This window comes from Aliiglaciecola sp. LCG003 (assembly GCF_030316135.1).
Taxonomy (GTDB): domain Bacteria; phylum Pseudomonadota; class Gammaproteobacteria; order Enterobacterales; family Alteromonadaceae; genus Aliiglaciecola.
Window position 1 is genome coordinate 3,096,603 of the sequence record NZ_CP128185.1, and the last position, 20,515, is coordinate 3,117,117.

Below are 20,515 nucleotides of genomic sequence, written 5' to 3' on the forward strand. Positions count from 1 at the left end.
CCATTAACAATGTAGATAAATAACCGAAACTGAATAGATTTCAAACGACTGTACATAAACAGAGCAAACATTAGCTACTTATGCATACCTTTTACATGGGATTTTGTAACACATCTGACCAGAATAATATTTTTTCTAATCAGTAAAATAAACTGGAACTGATTGTTTATAGGCTGTTACCCTCGCATATTCGGGTAATATTTAGTTACATTCAACGCAAGAATGTAAACTTAGGTTGATGGTTTATGCATCGTATATGATTAAATATTTATTCTTTTGTGCGAATAAGACTGTTTTTCAAAACTTAGCGGCAGAAAATATTGACTACGTCAGACCAAGAAAGGCGCATATACAGGTTAACAGCTTGTTAACCTGTACTAATATTAATTCGACAACAAATCAAAGGCCACTGTCAGCCTCGGCGATTCACTTTCAAATGCTTCAGTACCATGCCAAAAATAGGATGGAAACAATACCAAGTTTCCTGGCTCCGGCTTTATCCATTTTTCAGCATCTAAAGGCCTGTTGAGAAATATGCCTGGCTTACCTAAACTTAACCATCCTTGCTTAGATTCTGTACCAATCTCACTAGGTAAATCTACATAGTAAGCACTACTATACCATCCTTTAGTGTGTACATGAGGAATGTGAAAACCTTGACTGCTCAATCTTACTGACCAAGATGATGAAAAATGATTAGTACCGCCAACAAACTGTCCAACGGGATGGTTTTTATCAAATTTTAATTGCTCTAATGCCTGGGCGCTAGTGGTTAGTAAAGCTTGTTTAAACTCAGAGATCAGCTCATCTTGGCGATTCAGTAACTGACCGGCTGACTGCGTTCCACCGATGAGGGATTGATCGAGCGGGTTTTGCTTGCTGGTATGGAGCTTTTCAAGCAGAACTTTCAATTTTTGATTAAATTCAAAGACGCTACCCTGCGAAGATGGCAAAATTAATGACTGTTGAAAAACATATTTATCATAGTCGCAATATTTGTAATAAAGGTCAGAACCTACCTGACGTAAAGCGGTTGTATACAACGCCCAATAATACTGATCCTGCGGATTGCGGTCTAGCATTGATTTAATAATTGTCAGCGCTTTAGGTCCTTCGCCGATAGCTAAGTATGCCTGTACCAAAATTTCACTTTGGCTACCGTTCAACGTTACATTATTTGCTCTCAGTTTTTGCAATGTATCTATGATTGATTCGAATTGGTGTTTTTTTTTCCATAACATCAATTGTAGATAATGTATGACTGTAGACTTATCTGCATATTTAGATGCTTCGCGCAATTCCTCTTCTGCTTGGGATATCTGATCCATTTTTAACAAATTTTGTACGTAATCTATGAACATACCATTTGGCATCTGTTCTCTAGATAGACTTTGGTAATGGTCTAAATGATTGTTTTGTGCCAATTCAAACTTTAATGACGTTAATAATTTATTTAACATTTGGTTTAATGGGTTTTCTTTAACCCCATGCTGAATTATCCTCAGAGCTTGCTGCGAATTACCATTATCCAAATACGCAAGTGCCAAATCCTCAATGGCTTCTGCATTGTTTGGCTCAAACTCGAGGCGTTTTTCGAACCAGTGAATTGCTAGCTCGGCTCTACCTAAATTTTTATATAACCATCCAAACTCTTTAATTAACTCAATCTGTTGAGGACGTTGTGTTAGCGCTTCTTCCAATTGTCGTATCGCTAGAGCCTCTTCACCCATTGCGGCATACGCTCGACACTTCCCGATTGTGGCAAGTAGATTTTGAGGATCATCGCTGGATATAGATTCAAGTAGATCAAGTGCCTTTTCATATTCCCTATTGAGTAACATACAGTTAGCCAGTTTTAACTTGTATCCCTTATTGTCTGGTGATTGGTCAACTGCAAGTTGGTAATAGGTTTTCGCTAAAGCATAATCATTGTTGGATGACGTAATATTACCCAACGCAATGTTCAAATCAGCTTGACGAGGCTGTAAGGTAAGTGACTTGTTGAAATATTTAGCCGCTGCCGTTATGTTAGCTAAACGCTCATAAGCCGAGCCCATTACACGAAACAAACGGTGATCATTAAAACCAGACTTTTCTAGTTGATTAAATATTTGTAAAGCATTTTCAAATTGGCCTGCTTGCATCAATTGCATTGCAGTATTGATCGACTTCTGGGGGTTGAACGCTGTGTTTTGCATAGAAAACCATCCGGCTTGAACGCCTTAATCCTATTTATTCCTAATCTTGCTTTATTGGTCACGATACCATCTAATATGTCTTTGCCCAACATGAGTTTTTCGGACATATCAGTGAACCAACATACGCAACAATTATTAACTGACGCATATGATGCTTTGCGTCATGGCAAAATCAGTTCGGCTCGTATAATGCTGAACAAAATATTTAGAAAGAATCCTGAAAGTATTGATGGACTAATACTCGGCGCTCATGTTGAGCGAGTCCAGCTTCACTTTGATATTGCACGACAGTATCTAATAAAGGTTCTAAAGCAAGACGATATTTCTATCACTCATCTGAAGATGCTTGCCCAACAGCTAAGTCAATTAGAGCTACATTTTTTACTGGCCGAAGCACTCAAACAGCTAGACAAAATGGAACCTAACAACCCCAAAATTATATTTCAATTAGGTTTATGTTTAGCCCGTATTGGTAAAATTGATCAAGCTATAACTGCACTACAAGAGTGTCTGCGCTTAGATAATAGCAATCACCTCGCAATATTGAATTTAGGCCATGTTCATAAAGCCAAAGGACAGTCCCCTCTTGCCGCTGAGCAATATCAAAAGTTCATTCAACTCCAACCATCTATGTTAGGGACGGGTTATTGGAGTTTAGCCGATTTAAAAGATTATCGATTTTCTGAACAAGATGTATTAGCTATACAGCAGGCGATGGATAAATCTCATTCTATAATAACAGATAAGAAAGAAATAGGGTTACTTAGCTTTGCTATGGCACGGGCTAAAGAGCAAGCAAAAGATGTGACATCAAGTTTTAAATATCTACAAGCTGCAAACCAACAAATAAGTCAAACCCGACCATTTAAGTTAGCGGGTTATCAACATATCATTGAAACGCAGTTAGATTATCGACCCGAACATATTAATTCCACATCATTAGCAGCTGACGCCCCTACTCCGATATTTATCGTAGGTATGCCGCGTTCAGGTACCACACTAACCGAGCAAATCTTGGCCAGTCATTCCGATATCGGTTGCACTGATGAATTGCCTTTTATTGAGCGGATCGCAATGCAGCTATCAAAAGGTAAGTCGTATATTGAGGGTATAACCACTATGACCCGGCAACAACGAGAGCATTTTGCCGATTATTATCTTCAGCAGGTAGAAGAGTATACTGGCAATAAACATGCTCTATTTATAGACAAAAATCCTACAAATTTCATTCATATAGCTTTGATTAAAGCACTCTTCCCAAACGCAAAAATAATCGCTTTGTTGCGCGACCCGTTAGACAATGTGTTGAGTGTATATAAACAACACTTTAGCAAAGGCAACGACTTTAGCTACCAGTTAGGCCACATCGTAGATTATACCGCTGGATATATTTCCCTATTGAAACACTGGAAAGCTGTTTATGGTGATCAGATATACCACTTAAGTTACCAATCATTAGTTACTTCTCCCGAGCAGAGCATACGTAACCTTTTAGATTTTTGTGGGGTAGATTTCCAACCACAATGTCTCGAATTTCATACTTCCGACAGACCTGTTCTTACCCCAAGTGTGAGTCAGGTTAGGCAGCCGATCACCACGAAAGCATTGGGAAGTGGCAAAATGTACCGTCCTTACATTTCTGACTTTGAGCGCAGAATCGAGCAATTAACCAACAAAATGGCAAGTTTATAACCAATTTTAAGCGATAAACTTGAGGGTTAACTCAGTTTGCCATGACATGCTTTAAACTTTAATTTTGAACCACAGTGACAAGGATCATTACGAGATATTGTTCGTTGCGCTGTGGGCGTGGACGACCCACTTTTGCTAGCGGCAGTGACTGCAGATGGAGCTGTTTTTTGCACAGACTGCTGGGGATCTCTTGTGTTGTCTACCGATAAAAAACTGTCTTTTACTTCGACATTTAAAGCAGGGTCAATAATGCAGTTTAAGAACATTCGCGTAGCTTGAGTACCATTTTGCAAACGCAGTTTTGTGTCTAAATGCTTCACACTCTCAAAGGCGCGATGACGTAGTTGCTGATAATGTGCCCACCCCTGCTCTTGCATACCATATAAAGTCCATAAGCAGCGCCACTGATATCCAAAATCATTCACTTTGGAGACAAATTCATTTAGCGCTGTGGTGTCATTAGTAACGACACTTTGCACATCTCGCAATAAATCTCCGGCCAAGCCGTCGACTTCCCCTGGCGACATCACCAAAGGTACATTGAATTGCTCAGTTCTAATTTCGGCAACCTTATGCGCCTTATAATTAACTAATTTAGGCGATTGAACCTTTTGCCTATCGGCTATCCATGGAACCGCACCGGTTCTAGTTTGCTGCCAAAACTCGGCAGAGCCACACACATCAATAACCAAATGAACCCGAAAATCTGAACTATCATTTTTAACCTGATGATATTTCCACGAATCAAATATCCATGCGTCCCCTGCTTGCATATGTAATTGGCGCTCACCGCAATGAAAGATCACTTCTGGCTGGGTAATGATTGGCACATGAATACGGACACGTTTATACCAATGATAATTAATATCAGAATGCACAGGGACTTGGCAACCAGCATCTAATCCCATTAATCTTGAGCGTCCAACTACCTCGCCAAAACTAGCAATAACCTGGCGTAAATACAGACACTGGTCCAATATTTTGGTGCACGCCATCGCACCTTTGAAGTCATTATTCATCAATCCGCCACGAGAGACCAACGGTATAGAGTAATTACCTTGAAATCCTTCATGATGGGGTATCCATAGGTTCCGAGGTAAGGTTTGCACTTCTTGTTGCAATCTTTCCACCTCAAACTTGTGTGGTAATTGGATAAACTCGTGTTCCAGTTTCATGTACAACCTTTGTGGGTATTCTTTGGCGCTACGGCTCTCGCTAGCCGGTGCGATACTATACTAACTTTATTATGCTAACTGACCGTGACATTGTCGATACTTTTTACCCGAACCACAAGGACACGGGGCATTACGTGATACACGTGCTTGAGGTGGTTGTGGCTGTTTAGCTGCTAGACTCGGCAAATCAGACACTACAGATAAATCAATGTTGTGATCAATAGTTTTATTGTTAGCGGCAACTAAGCCTTTATTTAACCTCTCTACCAGTTCACTGATACTCGACATATAAGGCAATATCTCAGCAGCATTGGCGTGCCATTTATCCGCTTTAGGCTGTGTGAGGGTATAACGTGACAGAGGTAAACCATTACTTAACATTGTTTGAGCTTCAGCTTTTAGCTGAGCGAATGCAAGAATAGCCTCAAGGCTTGCCTGAGGATTTGCTACCAAGTCTTGGTAGCCTAACATCATCTTGCGCTCACGCGGTATTTGCTCTAACCCTTCCAAAATGCTTTGATTGGCCTCTTTCCATTGATAGCTGGCTACCTTTGCTAAAGACTCACCAATTAGACTTTGCCAATTATTCGGCAAAAACAAAGACCATCCCCCTTTCCAGCCCGGTAAGTCAGGATAAGTGACAAAACGTCTCGAACGCCAGGCCTGCATGATACTGCTAATATTTTCACGAGGGTCACGAACCAAGAATACGAACTTTGCATCGGGAAATACTTTATTTAGAAAGCCTATGCGAAGGGCGTTTTTAGGTGTTTTTTCGAGTAAGCGAAAACTTTGCGACTTATCAAACAAGGGTTGTCCTTTAAAATCCCTTGACGCTGCAATAAAGCGCGAACGTAAAGTTGCAATAATCTCTGGAGTCGCATCGATTTCATCCAGTCGATTGGAAACATATCCTCGGGCGACGGTACTAAGAGCAGGAATATGCTCGATTAACGCATGACTTTCCCCACCTATGGTGAACAGATCAGGGAGGCGCGATAAGGTTTCAAACAGTAACGTGCTACCCGCTCTTGGCGCAGATAGTATGATAATCGGGGCGTTGATACTTTGACTAATTTTTTTGCCCTCGAAGCACTTTGGCAATAGCTATATTATTTTCCTTAAGCATGTAATCTTGCTCAATAATTAGATTTAGCGACTGCAAGGTGTCTAATACTGCTTCATAGCGCTGTTGGGTTAATGCTGCAGCGACTAGATCTGATAATCGAATTATCTGACCTTTCAGTTCACGAGTAAATAACTTTAATTTTTCCTTTCTCTGCGTATATGTTAGCGTTGGAGACATAATATGCTTCAAAAATGCAGGAAAATCTGTCCCTAGAAGACCACCATGATTGCCATTCGCTAGTTGGGTGATTGCTTCATTTAACGATATACGACAATTTTCAGTATGTACCGATCTTTGGTCATTTTTTGCAAGTGCATTTATGAGCTTTCGCAATTGGAACAAGACACCGTTTTCTGCATTTAAACCAATTGCTGCATTAAGAATATCCGCATTTGGTTTTACTATTGAAGAATTTACCTCGTGCATAACTAATTGGAATTGTCCATCAGGTTTCATCACTCTGACTAATTCAGGTAGTGCTAGGGACAGATTTGCATATTCAATACCAAATTGAGAAATAACTACATCAAAATATTGATTTTCAAAAGGTAAATTTTGGGCGTTTACCTTTTGCTTAAAATGGACATTTTCAGCATTATCGAGGCTATCAGGAATAGTCAGTTCGGCACTATCCACACCTACTAACTGGAAATTTTTATTGCTTTGTATAGCTATGTCTAATAAGGCGCCATTGCCAGTACCAATATCTAAAATTCGACTACCTGAATCTAGCTGAGCAAAAAAGTCAGTCCAAACCTGTTGCAAACTACCAACGTAGTTTCCAGCGATCTCTTGGCCAAAAGAAGTGAGGTGTCCTTGTTGCCAGTACTGGGTCCAATAATCACTCATTACCTGTAATACTCCGATTAAAAAAAGGTGAAAAAAAAGGCCGATTCGCATCGGCCTTTTTGTTGTTACGTTAACAACTTATCGTAATAATTAGAAACTAATTTGATAGTTTACACGGTAATCACGACCGAAGTTGTTGTATAGATCTTGGTTAGTCCACTGACCTGAAGAGTTCAATACTGGATCTTCATCAGTCAGGTTGTTAACTGTTAGTGTAAGCGCACCGTACTCACCTGCATTATACGTGTAGGTTAGGTTGTGGATTACCCAGCTACCTAACTTACCTGTACCTGGGCCAGAACCCGCATCAGTACTATCAGTGTAAGTCGTGTTCCAAGCTACTAAATGATCTTCCATAGACCAAGATAGAGTCGCTACAGACTTAAGTTCAGGCTGACCAGCCCAACCTTTAGTATCAGTAATGACACCACCAATTTCTTGGTCGTAAGCAAGTACGAAGCTGTTCACGTTGTTAAAACGGAAGTCACCAAACTCTGTTTCTACCATACCAGTGAAGGTTAAATCGATACCTTCAATTTCGAAACCAATACCGTTGAAATAACCAGTACCCGCTTCTACGATTGCGCCAGAAGCAGCACGGACCAAGTAGAAAGTTTCATCAGACGTATCAGTACCAGGAGCCAGCGCAGTTAGAAGACCTGCAGCTTCGTCGTTCAACAATGATTGAACAGTTTTGGCTTGGATTACGTTGTCAATAGCTAAGTTGAAGTAGTCAAGCTTTACGCCAAACTCTTCTGTGATATCCCATACAACACCAAAGTTCACATAATCAGATGTTTCTGGACCTAAGCCAGAATTTGATTTGTAGTAAGTGTCATATTGACGCTCAGGACAATCTTCTGCAGCAACACCATTACCAGCACACTGTGCGTAATCGGTAGCAGCTTCAGCAGAGAATGTAGTTGCAGCGTTCAATTCATCCAAGCCTGGTGCACGGAATGACTCAGAGTAAGATGCACGTAGCACGATACCATCAGCAACTTCCCAACGAGCTTTAACAGAAGGAGCAACGTTATCACCGAAATCAGAATAGTCATCGTAACGAACCGCTACGTTAACTTCTAGATTGTCAAGTACAGGAAGAGCAGCTTCGTAGAAGAATGATGTGATATCACGCTCACCCGCAGCACTGTTACCTGCAGAACCACCTACTAGACCAGCTTCAGACTGACCGTCATAAGTATCTGCATAAGTTTGCTCCATGAACTCAGCACCAAAGTAATGCGCAACCGCACCACCGTCTAGTTCAAACATATCGAAACCGATACCAGCATAGTAATGGTTAAGATTAGACTTAGAATCTTGCAAAGTTGTTGCCTTCATATTTGCAACACCTTCGTCAGTACCAAGATCGATATCATTAGCTTCGTTATATGCTAAACCACCGTAGCTTAAGTAATACTGACCAACTGATTTGTTATCAGCAACGTTATTATGGAAATAAATTTCCCAAGAAGCATCTTTCCAATCAAGGTTACCTTTGAAACCAGTAGTATAATCTTGGTTATAATCGTCAACGTTGCCGTCACGAGTACCAATACCAACCCAGCGGAACAGACCGTAAGCACCATCAACCCCATGAGGGTTATGAGGGTTATCAGCTGTCATATTTTGCCAAGCAGCAGCAGGAGGAGCATAACGACCAAATGAGCTGTTTTGTACGAACATAGCTTGTCCGAACCATTCAATGTCATCAGCAACTTCATAGTTAGCATTCACATAAAGCGTATTACGATCGATAGATGCAGTATTGTAAGACACGTTCGCGTAAGCATACATACAGTAAGTAGAACCAGCACCCCAGTCTTGATCAGCACGTACTTCTTGGAAAGTGTTAGAACCATATTCAGCAGTCAAGTCACCACACAATGGAGATGCTGTCGCCGTCCCGAAATCAGGAGTCAGTACAGTTGCACCGAAATAAGACCAACCAGATGTTTCTTGATAAGCTTGGATTACACCATCGCCATCGAAATCAGTCATGCTAGCAGCAGTATATGGACGTGCACCGTCAGAAATACCTTTACGCTCTTGATGATCGAATGCGAAGGTAATGTTACCTTTATCGTTAGACACACCGCCTACAATAGAGAATTCTTTAGATGTAGTACCTTCGTCTTGGTCACGATGTCCAGCACCGATGTTAAATGTAAGACCTTCGTAATCTTCTTTAAGGATAACGTTAACAACACCAGCCATTGCGTCAGAACCATATACCGCAGAAGCACCTTCAGTCATGATGTCGATACGTTCAACAGCAGCAAAAGGAATAGCATTAAGGTTAGCAGATGCACCACCTAGTGTAGGTGAACCTGGGAAACGACGGCCGTTCAACAATACCAACGTACGACGTGAACCAGCACCACGTAGGTTAATAGTTGCTTGAGATTGAGCTGAACTACCAGAACGTTCAGAGAACGAACCGAAAGAGTTCAAAGAGCTGCTACGTAATGCATCAGCAACAGTAAAGTCACCTTCCATTTTGATATCAGCAGCTGTGATGGAGATTACAGGTGAAGCCCCTTCAAGGTCAGTACGTTGGATACGTGAACCTGTAACTGAAATTTTCTCAACTGAACTAGCACCTTCTTCTTGAGCGATGACAGAAGTTGAAGCAACCATAGCTGTTGACGCAGCGCCAAAAGCCATAGCTAGGCGAACTGATTTCGCCAACTTGGAATTTGTAAACATGTATGTCTCCCTGGACCACTATTTAATAGTGTGAGTTTTTGCCGCTTATGCGACTTTTTATTAGTAAGGTAGTGAACCTCGCGACAGATAATAAACACATCATGAGGGGTTGGTCAACTGGTTGTATCAGCCTATTTACGGAAAGTTCAAATTATTTTCAGTCAATTTTCACATCACTAGTAAGCAAATGTTTACGTCTTCAAACTGCAATTATAAATTCAGTGTATTTTTATAACCGTTTTTTATGATAATTAAGCACAGATGCGGACCAAGGCAACTATTTGAAGTGAAAAATAGTCTTGTTTTGTAGCTCATGTTTATCGGACAGGCCTAACATAGCTTTCAACCACTGCGCAATCTGCCAAACCCTATTACAATCAACAACTTAAGTAAATCGTGAAATTTTTCTTTAACCGTTTATTCTGGCTAAAGAGATTAAAACCTTATGTTAGAAGCTATATCAATCTTGGTAATTTGATGTGATTACACTAAGCTATTGCTTTAACACTCATTTAAGAACTGAACTATGAAGTTAGACGATGATATCCACAATTATTACGAACATTTAATTTTAGAGCGAATTGCTGAACTTGGTTTAAACAAAAATAAAAGTAATGATTACATTGCAGACTTATGTTGTTTAGCACTTAACCAAGTACCGCCACGCTATATTCGCTATGAAGTAGATATGTCGTTTTATCTACCGCAAAGTGAGCGCCAGCAGATGGAAATGAATGTTACTAATGCGGTTAACAAAGCAATAGAATTCTTGGATGAAGAAAAAAAATAGATTAATGGGGGGAGATTGGGTGGCGGTCCCCCAGCCACATTTCGGCACATGAGTCGTCTGCTGCGGCTGCTCCCTTCCAGGCCTGACCGGGTTCACAGAGTATCATTGCGAAAGGACCAGAGGACCACCATTGAAACTCGATAACGATTGAAATTTGAGCCGTTAGGCTTTACTAAATCGGCGCGCATTATGACCAAATCAAAACTATTATGCAAGCAGCAAATCCATCGGTTTTGCTGCTTGCCAGCAATTTTTGCTTATCTGTTATTTATTCGGTTAAAAAGCGTTCTTCGGCAATACTATTTGAAACCACATTAGTAGGTTGTTGGTTTTGCTCTGAACGGGTATAGATTTCTAGTAATGTATCGGCTATGCCTTCGATGTGGGCTCGCATGGCTTCTGCAGTACTTAGCATGCGCTGATGATATATATCAATAACACCACCCGCATTGATGACATAATCAGGTGCGTAGAGCACGCCTTTTTGGCGTAGTACTTCACCTAACGACTCTTCGGCTAACTGATTATTGGCAGCACCTGCTATGACTTTTGCAGAGATGCGCTCAATAGTATTATGATTAATAGACGCGCCCATGGCACAAGGCGCATAAACATCTACTTCCGCATCGAAAATATCACGAGGGGCGACGGCAACGGCGCCAAACTCTTCTACCGCACGAGCGATACTGTCTTCATAAATATCAGTCACAAATAATTTAGCACCGTGCTCGTGGAGGTGCTTAGCTAACCGATACCCCACATGTCCCAAGCCTTGAACAGCCACGCGAACGCCTTTCAAGTCTGTTTTTAAAGCATATTCAACACTCGCTTTTAGACCAGTAAAGACGCCAAATGCGGTTGATGGTGCTGGATTACCATCCGCTTCACCACCATCATAACGGTATTTGGCGCTCACCCCGGATATATGTTGGGTGCTCTCGCCCATTAATTTGATGTCACTAACGGCAATACCTGAATCTTCGGCTGTGATATAACGACCACCCATTTGTTCAACAAAGCGCCCCATCGCTCTCATCATTTCTGGGCTTTTGTGCTTTCGAGGATCACCTAGGATAACGGCTTTCCCACCGCCAAGTTTGAGCTGAGCCATTGCCGCCTTATAGGTCATGCCACGAGACAAGCGAAGAACATCATTTAACGCTTCTGCGCTATCGGCGTAAGGCCACATTCTGCAACCCCCTAACGATGGACCTAAATTAGTGTTGTGCACTGCAATGATTGCTTGCAAGCCAGTTTGCTTGTCGGAAAAAAAAGCAACCTGCTCATGGTTATCAAACTCTTTGTGGTCAAACACTGACATCGCTATACCCTATTATTATATGTGGTTATTTTCGCTCAATATTAGCCTATAGCTGAGAGGATAAACCTTGCAATGTTTTCGAATGTTCGCCCGAACACGCAACTTCGTAACGATTGCGTTCCAACAAATAGGATATATATCCTAGTTTTTCCTATTGAAAAAGATGACGATTTTACGCATGCTGCACAAACAGGTACAAAATGACTTTTCACAACAAGAAACCATATGAAGTTTGATAAATTTGACCGCGAAATTCTCCGCGTATTACAAAAAGATGCTACTGTTTCGATGGCTGATTTAAGTCAGAAAGTGGGGTTATCCCATACTCCCTGTTGGCGCAGAGTAAAACGCATGGAAGCGGAAGGCATCATAAAACAGAAAGTCACACTTTTAGATAGTAAAAAGCTCAATTTAGGGGTTAGCGTGTTCATTTACGTAACCTTGAAAAATCATGATGGCGACTCACTCAATGATTTTGAAGCCTCTGTGCAAAATATCGATGAGATTGTTGAATGCCATACCACCAGTGGTGAAAAAGACTACCTACTCAAAGTGATCGTTGAAAGTATCGAAGAGTATGAACAATTGTTAAAAAGCAAGTTGACCCACCTTCCCTTGGTAGATCATCTCAGTTCAACCTTTGCCCTCAAGCAAGTAAAAAACACCACCGAATTACCGATAAAAAATCAATAATGGCTAAGCATTATTTAGCCCCGTCGATTTGATTTTCTGGCAACGCATCAATGAATGCCGTTAGCTTATTACAGTTTTTGGCTACATGCTGGATATTTGGGTATTTGTGCATGTCCACACCAAAGCGAACGGCATTGTAGACTTGCGGAACAAGAATGACATCAGCCATACTCAAATCAAAGCCAAAACAGTAGTCGGTAGCGGTATTGTTTAGACGCTTTTCAATTCCATCAAAGCCTTTTTCAATCCAATGCTTGGCCCAGTCGCTGCGAGCAGCCTGATCTGCGCCAAATTGCGCATCAAGATGATTCAGCACCCGTAAATTGCCCAAAGGTTGAATATCGCAGGCGATATCCTGGGACAGAGCACGGACTCGCGCCCGATCTAACCTATCACTAGGTAACAAGCTGGCCCCCTTATCATAACGTTCATCTAAGTACTCGATTATCGCCATAGACTGATTCAGAAAGATATCTTCGTCATCGTCAACAAAGGTGGGCACTAATTGAGCAGGATTAAGAGCAGCGTATTCTGAGCTATATTGTTGACCACCATCCTTAACTAAATGCACAGGCACATAAGTGTAATCAAGCTGCTTGAGATTCAACGCGATCCGAACCCGATAAGTCGCGGTCGACCGCCAATAACCATGTAAATATAAACTCATTTGTACTGCTCCTAAATGATAATCTAGCCTTCGTGAGGTAGACCCGCTTTCACCACATTTTGTTCAATGCTACCGAATATGCTATTGCCATCCTCATCATGCATGTCAATTTTTATGTGATCACCAAATTGCATAAAGCTAGTGCTTGGTTGACCATCGCGAATAGTTTCAATCATACGCACTTCAGCAATACACGAATAACCTACCCCACCTTCAGCGATACTAGTGCCGTATTCTGTACCCTGTTTATTTGACACCGTACCCGAACCAATAATGGCTCCTGCACCTAAGTTACGAGACTTAGCAGCATGGGCTATCAACTCAGCGAAGCTAAAGGTCATATCTTCTCCAGCTTGGGGCTTACCGAACGGTTGGTAATTGTAGCTAGATAACAGTGGCAAGGTGACTTTTGCGTTTTGCCAATGAGCACCCAACTCGTCTGGCGTAATCGCGACGGGCGAAAAAGCCGATGCCGGTTTGGATTGAAAGAAACCAAATCCTTTTGCTAGTTCACCCGGTATCAACCCACGTAAAGACACATCGTTAACCAACATTAAAAGCTTAATGTGATCAGCTGCATGCTGCTTAGCAATACCCATAGGAACATCATCGGTTATCACAGCAACTTCGGCTTCAAAATCAACTCCCCACTTATCACTGGGCAACTGAATATCATCTTTAGGCCCGATAAAATCATCAGAGCCGCCTTGATACATTAATGGATCGGTCCAGAAGCTTTCTGGTATTTCCGCACCCCGCGCTTTGCGCACTAGCTCTACGTGGTTTACATAGGCACTACCGTCGGCCCATTGATAGGCTCGGGGGAGTGGTGATTCACATTCTGCTTGGTCGAACTTTACCGCCCTGTCTACAGAGCCCGTATTTAATTGATCATACAAATGTTGCAATTTAGGCGCGAGTGCTTGCCAGTTGTCCAGTGCGGCCTGCAAAGTCGGCGCAATGTCTGTTGCTGAAATAGCCAAAGTCAAATCACGACTAACAACGACCAATTGGCCATCTCGTGTACCATTTTTAATACTTGCTAATTTCATTGTCGGATAATTCCTATATTGTTCGCTACTTTTAAATTACTTAACTTGCCAACTGTTCACATACTGGCTATTTTCCACTTTACCGGCTTGCTCTGAAACCTCGAGTGCGTCTCTTGTGTCTAGCATCACTGCAACTTCGTCAGTGAAGGTTTTTTTATGGGCTTGCCCTGCGGCGAAGGCCTTAGGATGGGGACCATGTGTAAAGCCAGCTGGATGAAATGTCACCATACCTTTCTCGATGTTATCTCGACTGAAAAAATCGCCTTCATGATAGAAGAGCACCTCGTCGTAATCATCGTTATTATGGTAAAAGGGCACTTTCAAAGCACCAGGATCGCTTTCTATTGGCCGAGGAACAAAGGTACAGATCACAAATCGACTGGCAACAAAGGTAGTGTGCGCCGAAGGTGGTAAGTGATACCGATGACTCATAAGTGGACGAATATCTCGCCAGTTAATCCGCACTACTGACAAGTCCCCATGCCAACCAATTGCATCCAAGGGGTTGAATGGATAGGTCACTACAGATTGCTGGTTATGGCGTTTAATCTCTACTTGCCATGTTTGTTCAGAATATTGTGCGCTAAATTGCTCATTAATGGCTGGTGTGTCCAACATGCCTGCATCAAAAATAGCATGGGGACCAACCAATCCCTTCTCAGGTAATTGATAACTATCATTGGTAGCTTCAATCATCAATATTTGCATCGGACTATGCGGCTCTAAGCGCCACATAGTGCTGCGGGGAATAACCACGTAATCACCCTGGTTAATCTGCATGTGACCATAATCACAGAATAGTTCAGCGCTGCCTTGATGCACAAACAGAAGCTCATCACCATCGGCGTTTCGTGCCAGCTTTGACATAGCTTGTTTACAATGCCAGATACGATAAAGACAATGTGCATTACTTAAAATGACAGGCGCAGACCAAGGCGAGTCGCACTCAACCTCAACACCCTGTTGCCCCAGCAAGTTTAGGTCAAATGCGCGGGGCCGCAAAGGCCCCTGCCAATCAGACCAAGCTGTAGGAGCATGAGTATGATGCAAGTGGGTAGCAGGACCAAAAAAGCCACTGCGACCAATTTCCCGCTCATATATCGCCTTTTCAGGAAAGTCAGCATGAGCTTGTCGAGAAGATATCCCTTCCTGACGAGGAAATTGGATCCATTTACGCATCGCTTTTTTCTCCGTTTGCGTCAATCACACCGCGGCGAATTTGATCCTGTTCAATGGATTCAAATAGCGCTTTAAAGTTTCCTTCACCGAAACCTTCATTGCCTTTGCGTTGAATAATTTCGAAGAAAACCGGCCCGATTACAGTGTCAGTAAAAATTTGTAGCAAGATACCATCTTTCATCGGCGCGCCGTCGACCAAAATACGAAGCTCTTTGAGCATATCAAGATCTTCGCCATGACCTGCTACACGCTCATCGACTTTTTCATAATAAGTGTCTGGTGTGTCCATAAACTTCAAGCCGCGCGCTTTTAGATCCCGCACTGTTTTATAAATATCATCGGTGGACAACGCAATATGTTGTATGCCTTCGCCGTTGTACTCACGAATAAACTCTTCAATCTGCGACTTATCATCAGAAGACTCATTGATTGGAATACGGATTTTACCGCATGGTGAAGTCATAGCCTTGCTAACTAACCCCGTTAGCTTTCCTTCAATATCAAAATAACGGATTTCGCGGAAGTTACCGATACGCTCATAGAAGTCTGCCCATACAGCCATATTTCCGCGTTTCACGTTGTGAGTAAGATGGTCTAAAACCTCTAGTCCAGCATCGGTATCTTTCATCCGTTGTTGCCAATCTGGGTAGAATTTAAAATCGACTTGGTAAATAGATTCATCACCGTAACGGTCGACAAAATACAGCGTACTTTCGCCAATTCCATATACAGCTGGAATATTTAGTTCCATCGCGCCTAAATTACCGACGAATTGTTTCGCGCCATTTTTAACTGCGTGTTGCAGTGCTTTGCCTGCGTCTTTCACGCGAAATGCCATTCCACATACGCTAGGTCCACGCAATCTAGCAAATTCTTCAGCTTGTGATGCCGGTTCAGCGTTTACGATAAAGTTAATGTCGCCTTGCTTGAATAACCACACCCGCTTGGATCTATGCTTTGCTACTTCGGCAAAACCTAATGATAAAAATAAATCTTTTAAATCTTGGATCCCTTTATCATCCGCTGCGGTATATTCGACAAATTCGAAACCGTCACTGTTTAACGGATTGTAATCAAAATCTTGTGTCATGGTCATTGCCTCAATGTTTCTAGAACAAATGTAATAAAGAGCTAATAGACACTATTGAGCGCTAGAATTAAAGATAGGCTAAGGCGATAGTTAGTCTGGTGCGACAAGCAGAACTGTAAGCCTAGCTGTACATTTGCGTTTGGACATCAAAAAGCCGCTAAATAGCGGCTTGCATTGTCAACTTTAGTTAACACATATTACAAATGTGTAACTAAATTTTTACAGTCTTCTTATTTATGCCATATTCACGCAATTTGTTAGCGATTGCTGTATGACTCAAGCCCAGTTTTTTGGCCAGTTGTCGAGTGCTGGGATAGAAGGGGTAAAGACGCCTTAATAAATTTTTCTCATAGCGTTTAACTTCATCCTCTAAGGTACCTTCGAAATCTTCGGGCACAAAGCTGATACTGGTTGAACTAGACGGCAATTGAATGTGTTCTTTACTCATTTCATTGCCCTCTAATAGAGAAAGGGCTCTATATAGCGCATTTTCCAATTGTCTAACATTACCTGGCCATGGGTAAGTTTGTAGATAATCAATACAAGACTTACTCAGTTTGGGAGCTCGTCTACCCAATTTCATGCTGTGCTGCTTAAGAAAACGATCAGCCAATGGAATGATGTCCGACTTGCGCTCTCTTAAAGGCGGCACGATTAAGCTAAGTACATTGAGTCGATAATATAAATCTTCTCTAAATTCGCCATCTTCGATCAATTTGGACAAATCTTTTTGTGTGGTACATACAATTCGCACATCAACTGTGACCTCATTGGAGTCCCCTACGCGGCGAAAGGTGCCATTTTGTAGGACACGCAATAGTTTGGCTTGTAACTGCGCAGACATATCACCCACTTCATCCAAGAATAAGGTCCCAGCTTTGGCTTGTTCTAGAATACCGGCCTTACCTTCTGATTGGCCAAAAGCCCCCGCGGCATATCCAAATAGTTCAGTCTCAGCCACACTATCAGGCAATGAGGCACAATTGAGCGCCAAAAACTCTCCACTGGCACGCCGACTCGCCTCATGACAGGCTCTTGCCAGCATTTCTTTGCCCGTTCCGGTTTCACCAAGAATTAAAATTGGGCCATCTAACTCAGACATGCGAGTGGCTTCGCGAACCACTTTCTTCATGCTATTACTGGTGGCCTGAACCGACGCAAAACTATCGTTACTGGCTTGATGAAATACGGTGAGTTGCTGGCCTAGGCGAAACTCGGATTTGAGCATCAATAGTGCCCCTGCCAAAATAGATTCACCGTCTGCATCGGGGATCATGACAGGTAAAATATCTGCCAGAAAATCTTGTTCCAAAAAATTCACTTTAAGTGTCTGAGCTGCAACTGTCTTGCCATCTAGCCACTTCTGAAAATTAAAACCACGGACGAATTCGTTGATTTCACTGCCTAACATCTGCTCAGGTTGCTGCTCAATACTGGCGACTACCGCATCATTGACCAACAGAATACGCCCTTTAGTGTCCAAAGAAAAAATCGGATCGGGTAAGGTTTGTAAAAGGGCTCTAAGTTGATTCTGTTCCCGCTCAATGGGCATGAATGGGGTTGTTTTAACATCTTCAATACCTTTAATACGGCGTATCTCTGGCATGAAGTGTTGAAAGTCATCAAATTCTATATTGGGAAAATTCAGGAATATTTTGCCGGATTTATCGATTTCGATACCACGAAGATCAATTTCGTAGTTGACTAATATATCCAATATATCCTGAGTAATACCCAGGCGATCCTGGCAGGTAATTTCCAAGCGCATTAAATGAGTGGTCCAAAATTAGATGTGTAAAGATATTATTACAAATAGGATTGCTTGTCTTCAATTTCAATGAGATAAATGACTTAATTCTGCGACCAGCAACCCTGCTCAAGCACTGTGGCTTGAGCAGGTAGGATAGTATCTATATGGTTTAACTAGCTAATTTATTCTTAGCTTCGAACTTTGCGGGATGTAAACCTAACTTCTTAGCCGTATTAACCAACGCCATTACATCCATTTGAGCCAAATCAAATAACTGCTCAAAATGATTCAACATAAAATATACAGGCTGCATAATGTCGATTCGATAAGGGGTGCGAAGTACCTCTAAAGGTTCTAATGGCAAGCGGTCAGGTACGTCACTTTCTAGAGCGTAGACGGTTTCCCCCGGAGAGGACAAAATTCCACCACCATAGATCCGTGGTCCTTGGGCCGTGTGCAATAAACCAAACTCAACAGTAAACCAATAGAGTCGAGCTAAATACGCTCGATCTTCCTTGCTTGCCGCCAAGCCTAATTTTCCATAGGTATGGGTAAAGTGCGCAAAAGCAGGGTTAGTCAATAGCGGACAATGGCCAAAAATTTCATGGAATATATCCGGCTCCTGTAAGTAATCAAAATCTTCACGACTGCGAATAAAAGTCGCAACCGGGAATTTCTTGTTGGCTAATAAATTGAAAAAGGCATCGAAGTTGATCAACGATGGGACTTGTTCTACTTGCCAACCGGTATGCACAGCCAAAACCTGGTTAACCTCAGCTAATTGCGGCACCCTATCTTTCGGCAGATCTAACAGATCCAGTCCCTGCATGTATTCGTCACATGCCCGCCCTTTGATACACTCTAATTGTCTTTCTACAAGATCTTGCCACACCCGATTTTCATCAGATGACCATTTAACATTACCGTTTTCATCGGCTGTATGAGAAACATACTTCGTCACTTTAGACATGTTATTACCCTTAGCCGGCTAAACAGCACAGCCCTTTAAAATACGTTCTAATGCGGTTAAGTCTACTGATTTAGACACAAAGCAAAAGAATCTGCTGTATTTCGAGGAACAACAAGTTCGTAACAATAATTTTACACGCCAAGCCTTAAAATCTTAATATTCAATAAGTTAACCAACGACTTTTTTTAGGTCACTGAGTAGCTGCTGAGTCAAATGAGACAATCCTGGCGGCTTTTTCGCCACCCACGGTAAAGGCCTACAGGCATGCATGGCCTTGATCCCAATTCTGCTGGTTAACACTCCTGCGCCTAACCCTTGGGCAAGTCGAGTGGAAAGTTTGCCGGTAATACCCGCCCCTAAGGCATAATTTCCTGCATCACTGACAATTTCAGCAGCTCCGGCAAAAAGCATGGTTTTAAACACTCTTTTCACCAAGCCGATCCGTCCCCAATAGCTAAGGTGCATGCCATAACATTGACTAACTTGCTTAAGCATTACCAGATTACGCCATAATACCACCGCCATATCTAATAACGCGAAAGGACTGACCGCAATCATGGCTGCGCAGGCTGAGGCATGCTTAGTCACTTTCTGTAACGCTGCTTGATCGGCTTTCTCTAGGACATGTAGTTCAAATAGGCCAAGGACTTCACTATCTAAGTAATGGGGCTGCAGAGTGTTCCGCCACTGATTTACTGCCTCTGGCTCAATCACTTCCATCTGACTGACTAATTGATTACAGAATATCTCCCCCTGACCAATAGAGGGGGTATTAATTAAGGTTTTGGCTAGATCACGCTGCTGTTCAAAGCGTTTCAGTTGTCGCAATCCTCGCCATTCTGAGATTACTTGCTTAACTGCCATTACTGCTACCGCGAACAATAACAGCAACCACGCAGCAGAGAGCCAATCATGCTGTTCCAGCACTTGTTGAGTAAATAAAAACAACTCTATACCGCCCAATAGTATGACGACTAGGCCTAACCAGAACCATTTTTTATTTGGCTTTTTACTACTTGGAGCAAGATTTTCAGCGTGTCCGGTATCTGCACTAAGTGCACCTTCGTCATCCATCCATTGTACATTGTCATCCAACACCAATGCAGGTGATAACTGCCCATTAGGTACCTCGTCATTTGATGGTGAGTTATTATGTGTTTGCTCTTCGAGCACCCACGCAGACTGGATTGCTGAAGGGGTTGGGCTTGGTGACTTGCCATCGGGTTGATTATTATTTTGAGTCATATC

The 20,515-nt window shown here is 42.2% G+C and carries 16 protein-coding genes and 1 other RNA gene; 3 read left to right on the forward strand and 14 right to left on the reverse strand.

The window, feature by feature from the left end:
* Positions 1–383: 383 nt before the first annotated feature.
* Entirely contained in the window at positions 384–2,198 is a 1,815-nt protein-coding gene (locus tag QR722_RS13505; RefSeq protein ID WP_286283406.1) for a tetratricopeptide repeat protein, read from the reverse strand.
* Between the two features lie 111 nt (positions 2,199–2,309).
* Here QR722_RS13505 and QR722_RS13510 point away from each other — a divergent pair, with 111 nt between their 5' ends.
* Positions 2,310–3,890, forward strand: a complete 1,581-nt coding sequence (locus QR722_RS13510) for a tetratricopeptide repeat-containing sulfotransferase family protein (protein ID WP_286283408.1) — start codon at positions 2,310–2,312, stop codon at positions 3,888–3,890.
* A gap of 26 nt (positions 3,891–3,916) precedes the next feature.
* On the opposite strand, the gene QR722_RS13515 is transcribed toward QR722_RS13510, so the two are convergent.
* From QR722_RS13515 to QR722_RS13530, 4 genes are all read right to left on the reverse strand, one after another.
* A complete protein-coding gene (locus QR722_RS13515; protein WP_286283410.1) occupies positions 3,917–5,065 on the reverse strand; it encodes an aspartyl/asparaginyl beta-hydroxylase domain-containing protein in 1,149 nt (382 codons plus the stop codon).
* A 69-nt stretch (positions 5,066–5,134) separates the two neighbouring features.
* A complete protein-coding gene (locus tag QR722_RS13520) occupies positions 5,135–6,169 on the reverse strand; it encodes a sulfotransferase family protein (RefSeq protein WP_286283412.1) in 1,035 nt (344 codons plus the stop codon).
* Positions 6,138–6,959 carry a class I SAM-dependent methyltransferase gene (locus tag QR722_RS13525; protein WP_286283413.1) on the reverse strand — a complete coding sequence of 274 codons (822 nt, stop codon included), beginning with the start codon at positions 6,957–6,959 and terminating at the stop codon, positions 6,138–6,140. Before QR722_RS13525 ends, QR722_RS13520 begins: the two co-directional genes overlap by 32 nt.
* Positions 6,960–7,133: 174 nt before the next feature.
* On the reverse strand, positions 7,134–9,755 hold the full coding sequence (locus QR722_RS13530) for a TonB-dependent receptor domain-containing protein (protein WP_286283414.1): 2,622 nt from the start codon (positions 9,753–9,755) through the stop codon (positions 7,134–7,136).
* A gap of 526 nt (positions 9,756–10,281) precedes the next feature.
* On the opposite strand from QR722_RS13530, the gene QR722_RS13535 reads away from it, so the two are divergent.
* A complete protein-coding gene (locus QR722_RS13535; protein WP_286283415.1) occupies positions 10,282–10,545 on the forward strand; it encodes a late competence development ComFB family protein in 264 nt (87 codons plus the stop codon).
* A 25-nt stretch (positions 10,546–10,570) separates the two neighbouring features.
* Here the strand turns inward: QR722_RS13535 and ffs are convergent.
* Positions 10,571–10,667: signal recognition particle sRNA small type (ffs, locus tag QR722_RS13540), an RNA gene on the reverse strand.
* A 146-nt stretch (positions 10,668–10,813) separates the two neighbouring features.
* Positions 10,814–11,866, reverse strand: a complete 1,053-nt coding sequence (locus QR722_RS13545) for a Glu/Leu/Phe/Val dehydrogenase dimerization domain-containing protein (protein ID WP_286283416.1) — start codon at positions 11,864–11,866, stop codon at positions 10,814–10,816.
* Between the two features lie 225 nt (positions 11,867–12,091).
* Here QR722_RS13545 and QR722_RS13550 point away from each other — a divergent pair, with 225 nt between their 5' ends.
* Complete coding sequence (locus QR722_RS13550) at positions 12,092–12,559, forward strand: Lrp/AsnC family transcriptional regulator (protein WP_286283417.1); 468 nt, start codon at positions 12,092–12,094, stop codon at positions 12,557–12,559.
* A gap of 10 nt (positions 12,560–12,569) precedes the next feature.
* Here QR722_RS13550 and maiA read toward each other — a convergent pair whose 3' ends face one another.
* From maiA to QR722_RS13585, 7 genes are all read right to left on the reverse strand, one after another.
* The gene (gene maiA / locus QR722_RS13555) at positions 12,570–13,226 is read right to left on the reverse strand and encodes a maleylacetoacetate isomerase (RefSeq protein ID WP_286283418.1); all 657 of its coding nucleotides are present in this window, start codon (positions 13,224–13,226) and stop codon (positions 12,570–12,572) included.
* A 23-nt stretch (positions 13,227–13,249) separates the two neighbouring features.
* On the reverse strand, positions 13,250–14,278 hold the full coding sequence (locus QR722_RS13560; protein ID WP_286283419.1) for a fumarylacetoacetate hydrolase family protein: 1,029 nt from the start codon (positions 14,276–14,278) through the stop codon (positions 13,250–13,252).
* A gap of 36 nt (positions 14,279–14,314) precedes the next feature.
* Positions 14,315–15,457: a homogentisate 1,2-dioxygenase gene (locus QR722_RS13565; protein ID WP_286283420.1), complete on the reverse strand. Its 1,143-nt coding sequence runs from the start codon at positions 15,455–15,457 to the stop codon at positions 14,315–14,317.
* The gene (gene hppD / locus QR722_RS13570) at positions 15,450–16,547 is read right to left on the reverse strand and encodes a 4-hydroxyphenylpyruvate dioxygenase (RefSeq protein ID WP_286283421.1); all 1,098 of its coding nucleotides are present in this window, start codon (positions 16,545–16,547) and stop codon (positions 15,450–15,452) included. The genes QR722_RS13565 and hppD overlap by 8 nt, the downstream gene beginning before the upstream one ends.
* 211 nt (positions 16,548–16,758) lie before the next feature.
* Positions 16,759–18,315, reverse strand: a complete 1,557-nt coding sequence (tyrR, locus tag QR722_RS13575; RefSeq protein ID WP_286283423.1) for a transcriptional regulator TyrR — start codon at positions 18,313–18,315, stop codon at positions 16,759–16,761.
* A 151-nt stretch (positions 18,316–18,466) separates the two neighbouring features.
* Positions 18,467–19,267 carry a phenylalanine 4-monooxygenase gene (phhA, locus tag QR722_RS13580; protein ID WP_286283425.1) on the reverse strand — a complete coding sequence of 267 codons (801 nt, stop codon included), beginning with the start codon at positions 19,265–19,267 and terminating at the stop codon, positions 18,467–18,469.
* Between the two features lie 168 nt (positions 19,268–19,435).
* The gene (locus tag QR722_RS13585) at positions 19,436–20,512 is read right to left on the reverse strand and encodes a YcjF family protein (RefSeq protein WP_286283428.1); all 1,077 of its coding nucleotides are present in this window, start codon (positions 20,510–20,512) and stop codon (positions 19,436–19,438) included.
* Between the last annotated feature and the right edge of the window lie 3 nt (positions 20,513–20,515).

What these genes read in the sequence shown, in the direction of transcription:
- QR722_RS13505 (WP_286283406.1), bottom strand. Translation starts at nt 2,198, where the DNA reads ATGCAAAACACAGCGTTCAACCCCCAGAAGTCGATCAATACTGCAATG.
- QR722_RS13515 (WP_286283410.1), bottom strand. Translation starts at nt 5,065, where the DNA reads ATGAAACTGGAACACGAGTTTATCCAATTACCACACAAGTTTGAGGTG.
- QR722_RS13530 (WP_286283414.1), bottom strand. Translation starts at nt 9,755, where the DNA reads ATGTTTACAAATTCCAAGTTGGCGAAATCAGTTCGCCTAGCTATGGCT.
- QR722_RS13535 (WP_286283415.1), top strand. Translation starts at nt 10,282, where the DNA reads ATGAAGTTAGACGATGATATCCACAATTATTACGAACATTTAATTTTA.
- QR722_RS13545 (WP_286283416.1), bottom strand. Translation starts at nt 11,866, where the DNA reads ATGTCAGTGTTTGACCACAAAGAGTTTGATAACCATGAGCAGGTTGCT.
- QR722_RS13550 (WP_286283417.1), top strand. Translation starts at nt 12,092, where the DNA reads ATGAAGTTTGATAAATTTGACCGCGAAATTCTCCGCGTATTACAAAAA.
- maiA (WP_286283418.1), bottom strand. Translation starts at nt 13,226, where the DNA reads ATGAGTTTATATTTACATGGTTATTGGCGGTCGACCGCGACTTATCGG.
- QR722_RS13560 (WP_286283419.1), bottom strand. Translation starts at nt 14,278, where the DNA reads ATGAAATTAGCAAGTATTAAAAATGGTACACGAGATGGCCAATTGGTC.
- QR722_RS13565 (WP_286283420.1), bottom strand. Translation starts at nt 15,457, where the DNA reads ATGCGTAAATGGATCCAATTTCCTCGTCAGGAAGGGATATCTTCTCGA.
- hppD (WP_286283421.1), bottom strand. Translation starts at nt 16,547, where the DNA reads ATGACACAAGATTTTGATTACAATCCGTTAAACAGTGACGGTTTCGAA.
- tyrR (WP_286283423.1), bottom strand. Translation starts at nt 18,315, where the DNA reads ATGCGCTTGGAAATTACCTGCCAGGATCGCCTGGGTATTACTCAGGAT.
- phhA (WP_286283425.1), bottom strand. Translation starts at nt 19,267, where the DNA reads ATGTCTAAAGTGACGAAGTATGTTTCTCATACAGCCGATGAAAACGGT.
- QR722_RS13585 (WP_286283428.1), bottom strand. Translation starts at nt 20,512, where the DNA reads ATGACTCAAAATAATAATCAACCCGATGGCAAGTCACCAAGCCCAACC.